General features: G+C 34.3%; 7 protein-coding genes. 5 read left to right on the plus strand and 2 right to left on the minus strand.

What is annotated here, in order from left to right; genetic code table 11:
• From AACV33_RS20765 to AACV33_RS20785, 5 genes are all read left to right on the plus strand, one after another.
• Positions 1-560: O-antigen ligase family protein (locus tag AACV33_RS20765; protein ID WP_182700596.1), on the plus strand; the 560-nt coding region annotated here is incomplete at its 5' end.
• Complete coding sequence (waaF, locus tag AACV33_RS20770) at positions 557-1,582, plus strand: lipopolysaccharide heptosyltransferase II (protein WP_182700597.1); 1,026 nt, start codon at positions 557-559, stop codon at positions 1,580-1,582. The genes AACV33_RS20765 and waaF, both read left to right, overlap by 4 nt.
• Positions 1,583-1,593: 11 nt before the next feature.
• Positions 1,594-2,760 carry a glycosyltransferase gene (locus AACV33_RS20775; RefSeq protein ID WP_182700598.1) on the plus strand — a complete coding sequence of 389 codons (1,167 nt, stop codon included), beginning with the start codon at positions 1,594-1,596 and terminating at the stop codon, positions 2,758-2,760.
• Between the two features lie 3 nt (positions 2,761-2,763).
• The gene (gene waaA / locus AACV33_RS20780; protein ID WP_182700599.1) at positions 2,764-4,038 is read left to right on the plus strand and encodes a lipid IV(A) 3-deoxy-D-manno-octulosonic acid transferase; all 1,275 of its coding nucleotides are present in this window, start codon (positions 2,764-2,766) and stop codon (positions 4,036-4,038) included.
• A complete protein-coding gene (locus tag AACV33_RS20785) occupies positions 4,039-5,046 on the plus strand; it encodes a capsular polysaccharide synthesis protein (RefSeq protein WP_182700600.1) in 1,008 nt (335 codons plus the stop codon).
• Here the strand turns inward: AACV33_RS20785 and AACV33_RS20790 are convergent.
• Positions 5,043-5,747: a CatB-related O-acetyltransferase gene (locus AACV33_RS20790; RefSeq protein WP_304503142.1), complete on the minus strand. Its 705-nt coding sequence runs from the start codon at positions 5,745-5,747 to the stop codon at positions 5,043-5,045. The two genes, AACV33_RS20785 and AACV33_RS20790, sit on opposite strands and share 4 nt — an antisense overlap.
• Positions 5,748-5,766: 19 nt before the next feature.
• Positions 5,767-6,373 (minus strand): sulfatase-like hydrolase/transferase (locus tag AACV33_RS20795; RefSeq protein WP_182700601.1); only part of this gene is annotated, 607 nt, incomplete at its 5' end.

A 6,373-nucleotide genomic window follows, 5' to 3' on the forward strand; every position in this document is an offset into this window, starting at 1 on the left:
CAATAATGAACAGAATTAACATTGCAAAAAATGAACTGTCTAAATCTATATCCGCCATTGAAAGCACAAACACAAACACAAACACAAACACAAACATTATCCAAGAACCAATAACTAATACAGCAAATAAACTAAAAAATAATGGTTCAGTTGGTGTTCGCTTAGGCTTATGGATGACAGCTATAGATATGGGGTCATCCTCTCCAATTGTTGGTATCGGACACTCAAATTACCAAGCATACTTATTAAATAATCCAAATTCTAAATGGGTTGGTAACTTCAATCATTTTCACAATGAATATTTACAAATGTATGCATACTATGGTTTATGTGGCGTCATTTTTCTTACCCTTTTCTATTTTTATTTTATTAAAATGTTTTATGGTATAAGAAAAGAAAATATCGCCATATCCTTTGCTGGAATATCTCTTATTACGAGTTATTTTATTAGTGGGTTAACCGATGTCCCACTAACCACCTTTGGTGCTAAAACAGTTCTTATTATTTGTTATATCTTATTACTATCAATACATACTAAATCAGTAGAAAAAAAACAATGAAAATATTAATTATTGGCCCATCATGGGTTGGTGATATGGTGATGTCCCAATCACTGTATATCACGTTAAAGCAGCGACACCCTGAAGCAATTATTGATGTTATGGCTCCATCTTGGTGTAAACCCATCCTAGAACGTATGCCAGAAGTAAATCAAGCAATCGAAATGCCGCTAGGTCATGGCGACATTGATTTACTAGGCCGTCGTCGGATCGGTAAACAACTCAAAGCCAATAATTATACTCACGCTTATATTTGTCCTAATTCCGCTAAATCGGCCTTAATTCCTTGGTTTGCAGATATTCCTACACGCGTAGGTTGGAAAGGCGAAATGCGTTATGGCTTATTAAACGATTTACGTCCTAATAAAAAATCATTTCAATACATGGTTGAGCGTTATGTTGCCTTAGCACACCCAAAATCTGAAATGATTAACTCTGAATCACTTGGGGGGTTAAATAATTTACCTCATCCTAAGCTTTCCATTGATGCAGATGTTCAACAAACGACATTGAACAAGTTTTCTTTATCCGTAACAAAACCAGTGCTTGGTTTGTGCCCTGGTGCTGAATTTGGTCCAGCAAAACAATGGCCAGTTGAGCATTATGCCGCTGTTGCTAATGAAATGATTAATCAAGGTTATCAAGTTTGGTTATTTGGCTCGGCAAAAGATAAAGAGACGACAGAAAGCATTAAATCGTTAGTCGACAGTAATAACCAGCATTGTGTTTTTAACCTTGCCGGAGATACAAGTTTAATTGAAGCTGTTGATTTATTAGCTGCATGTAAAACTGTCGTTAGTAACGATTCTGGATTAATGCACGTAGCAGCCGCTGTAGGTTGTCATGTTGTTGGGGTTTATGGTTCAACCTCTCCAAAATACACACCACCACTCGCTAGAAAAGTCGATATAGTAAGTACTAATATAGAGTGTAGACCTTGCTTTAAACGTGAGTGTCCATTAGGACATTTGAAGTGCTTAAAGGACCTTCCTGCTCAAGATGTAATCACACGATTACTATAATTGGATAATATATGAAAATTGCCATTATTGTAAATTGCTTAAAAATGGGTGGTATGGAACGTGTCGCGGTAAATTTGGCAGATGCATGTCATGAAGCTGGACATGATACCGATTTGATCTATCTAAAAAATAGAAAAAAAGAAATTGAACCGCGAAATAATGATATCTCGGTACGACTTTTTAATCTTAAGAAGGCGGTTCTCTTTAGCGGTATAGGCGTTATTTGGTTCATCATCTGCCAATTTTTAAATGTTATTTTCAGAAAAACCTTTCCAATTTGGTTTGCGTATGCAGAGGCTATTGTCTTTAAAAAACAGCTAAAAAATCTAGAAAAAGAAAATGGTAAATTTGATTTAATCATTTTTAGAGGCCAAGGGACATTTGAGCACATCTGGCCAATACAAGATAAACGATTTGTTTATGTTTGTGAAAATGTTCAAAATAAATACATGTATGGCAAATTATCTGAATGGGTTTTAACTCAATTATTCAAAGATAGAAATGTAGTTTGTGTATCTAATGGCGCATTAGATAGCTTTAATGACATGATTTCTACCCATAGCATTACGACAAACAAAGCAATTACATTAAATAATCCAAATGATTTTAATAAGATCAAAACAGATGCGATGAGAAATAACATAATTTTACATCCAAAACCTTATGTTCTTGGATTAGGCCGTCTTGTCCCACAGAAGAACTTTACATTGCTTATTAAAGCCTATCACTATGCAATTACGAAATATCACATAGAACAAGACTTGATTATTGTTGGTGCCGGTAAAGACTTAAATAATATTAAAACGATTGTAAAAGAGTTACATCTTACAGATCGAGTTCATTTTAAAGGTCAGCAAAACAACCCATTCCCTTGGTACCAACAGGCCGATTTATTTGTATTAAGCTCAAAGTTTGAAGGTCTTGGTATGGTTTTAATTGAAGCGCTTGCTTGCAACACCAAAGTGGTATCAACAGACAGTAAAGGTGGGGTTCGTCAAATTATGAATGATCAATTAGAACCCTTCTTAGCAAAAGAAACACCGGAGGCACTTGGTGACAAAATTAACTACGCACTACAATATCAGTGGGACGATAGCTTTTCTCACTTTGTTCAATGCACATTAAGTAAATTCGATGGCGAAATCATCGTTAACCAATATATCGAAGAGTTTATTTAGTCTATGATTCGCTTTTTTTATACCTTAATTCTAAGTATCTTTTCCCCCTTTCTTCTCTACTCTCTGTATAAGAAGAAAGAAGGGAAACCACCTTTTGGGGGACGTTGGAAGGAACACTTCGGATTCACTCCCAAATTAAATACAATAAAACAACCGATATGGATTCATGCTGTCTCTGTCGGTGAAGTAATTGCGGCGCTCCCAATAATAAAAGCCCTAAAAAAACAAAACCCAACACAAGCAATTCTTGTTACGACAACGACAAGTACTGGGGCTGAACAAATAGAAAAACTCGGTGAATTAGTAGAACATCGATATATGCCGATCGATTTTTCTTTTGCTATCCGTAACTTCTTAAAGGTAACTAATCCTAAAAAAATGCTGATCATGGAAACCGAACTTTGGCCAAATACACTTTATACCGTAGCTAAACATGATATTCCGATCTCGGTATTAAACGCCCGTTTATCCCAAAAATCTTATCTAGGGTACAAAAAAATTCAGCCCATTTTTAATTTATTAGCAAAAAACTTGACTCATATTTGTTGCCAATATCAAGATGACGCAAATCGTTTTATCGCCCTTGGTATTCAGGAAGAGAAAGTTCACATCACGGGTTCTGTTAAATTTGACATTGAAATCACAGATAACATTATTACATTAGGAAAAAACCTTCGCGAACAACTTGGTACTGAACGTCCTATATGGATAGCCGCAAGCACTCATAAAGGCGAAGATGAACAAGTCTTAATCGCACATAAAAAGCTGCTAGAATCCATCCCTGATGTGTTGTTAATACTAGTCCCTCGCCATCCTGAACGTTTTAATTCTGTTTTTGAATTATGCTGCGCAGAGAATATGACAGTAACAAAAAGAACGTCAAAAAAATGCATAACAGATGATGTTCAAATTTACCTTGCCGATACTATGGGAGAAATGCTTACTTTAATTGGAGCCTCTGATGTTTGCTTTATGGGGGGGAGTCTAATAGGAAATAAAGTTGGTGGGCATAATATAATAGAACCAATTGCACTAAATATACCTACCATAATAGGACCTAGCTATTATAATTTTCAAGAAATAATAGATAAGTTACTACAGCAATCAGGTTGCATTGTATCCAACAATAATGAACTATGCTCAAATCTATTAACTTTATTAACAAATACGAAGAGTGCAAACAAGTTATCTTATAATGCTTATCAGTTTTTAAAAAAACAACAAGGCTCTATTAATAAATCAATTACCATTATATCTTCAGTTAATAAGGTTTCATAAATGTTAGACCACATAATTCAATCTCGCTTATTTGAAAAAGATTTTTTCTGGTTACGACAAAAAATTCCATTTTTAAGTCGTCGTTATAATGAATATTATAATATTAATATATTGACTCATTCAAACGCTCTTTCACACTCAAAACAAATAGAACTAAACGTAGCACAAAATGCATTGCACTCTTTAGAGTCAGCTTGCCGTGAGCAAAAAAACGCTAAAGCCTCAATGCCCAAAAAGCTTTGGTTATATTGGAATTCATCACTAGAATCAGCACCAGAAGTAGTCAAAATAAGTATTGAATCATGGACAAAACTAAATCCTGATTATGAAATAATTTTACTAAATGATGATAATTTAAAAAAGGTGTTAGGATTTGATTTTAATGCAGTATTTAAACTATCAACCGTGAATCTAGGTTTTGCTATGAAAGCCGACATCTTACGATTATATCTTCTCTCTACTTATGGTGGCGTTTGGGCAGACACTACCACATTTTGTTTACAACCATTAAGTACTTGGCTTGATAAAGAAACGGAAACAAATTCTTTTTTTGCATTTCGCCATAAAACAAATCAAACTCGGCCATTAGAAGCTTGGTTTATTGCCGCGCACAAAGCATCCAAAATAACCAAGCATACTCTAGCGCTATTTATTGAACATTTATTCAAAAGCAGACAACACAGCTTATTCATTTCAAATAGCATAAAAAAAATAGGCTTAAAAGATTCTGAAAATACACGTTTTTTTAAAGATTCGGTGAATACAGCAGAGACTAAAGGGTTTATGCCTTATTTTTCTATATGTTATTTTTTTAACGAAGCTTTAAATCAACCAGAAACGATGAATAATTGGGTTAATTTACTCAAAACGACCAATAATGATGTTGTTAATTATGAGCCTTTAGAAGAATTCAAAAATGCTTATGTCGCAAAATTAACATATAAAAAAGATTATCAGGAAAGCCACACATTCAAAGAACGAGTAGCTTATATAAAAACCTTGTTCTAAATATTTCCTGACTTAATCGATTGAAGAAAATGCTTTGGGTCATCCATTAATGGGATGGCCTTTTTTATTTTTTCATCATCCCAAGTCCACCATTTAGATTCCAACATCCCATCAATGATATCACTCTCAAACCGATATCTGATGACTTTAGCAGGAACCCCTACAACTACAGCATAAGGGGGAACACTTTTACTTACGACTGCACCTGCACCAATAATAGCTCCGTCACCAATAGTGATCCCTGGGAGTAATGTTACATTCGCACCAATCCATACATCATTACCAATCGTAATTTTTTGGTCTAGAATTTCTTGGTTTTTACTCACACAACCATATTCTTTGTTAAATAGAAATGGATGTGATGACACTAAATCTATAGGGTGATTACCACCGACAACGGTTATATTTATTGCAAATGAGCAATAGGCACCTATTGATTCTATTAAGCTGTCATCTTTCCAAAACTGTTGATATCGATAACTATACATTCCAACTTTGAAGCCAAAAAAACGTTGACTTATGTAGCGTTCACCTTCAGTAAACCGACCATAAGGCAGTGTATACGCTGTTTTTTTCAGGTAAAAATAAATTAATTCTTTAATTAGATCAAATTGCATTTTCTTTTGTTTTTTTCTAATCAAATAAGGTCCAATCCAATCAATAAGCCTTATTTGTAACTTGGTTAATTTATAATTATCCATATATACCTCTTATAACAGCCTACTTATTGAACCGACTAATCTGCTCCAGAGCTTCTTGAAGATGTTGATAATTCAACTCTCCATTTTTCACTGGTCTATTACTTTTATCTAACAACTGATATTGACCTGTTGAGCCAACTTCTAAAATTGATTCTTTTTCTATAATGGCATAGCCGCTGTAATTAGACGACATAATCCAACTGCGATCGACATGCTTTCCAAGTAAATCCTCACCGACGGAATAATCTTTAATATCATTCGTCACACCTAAATAATTATTCATCAAGGTAGGTACGACATCTTCATGACTGGTTAATTCATCCGCTGTCCAATCTATCGTTTTTTGACTTACTTTAGGCGCAATAATCACAAAAGGGACATTCACTTGAGCATTAGTAAAGTTACTGTTATGCCCCCAGAAATTCATTCGATTATCATTCATCTCTTGCCCGTGATCGCCCGTAATAATCACAATGGTATTATCTAGATCACCCGTTTCTTTTAATTTATCTAATACCTTTTTAGCCATACTATCAACAAAGTGAACACTGGTTTTATAACGATTAAAAAACAAGCTTGGATCACTGTCGTTATTCAGTTCTAAATAATTAATATTATTTAGCATT

The organism is Aliivibrio sp. SR45-2 (genome assembly GCF_963890165.1).
Taxonomy (GTDB): domain Bacteria; phylum Pseudomonadota; class Gammaproteobacteria; order Enterobacterales; family Vibrionaceae; genus Aliivibrio; species Aliivibrio salmonicida.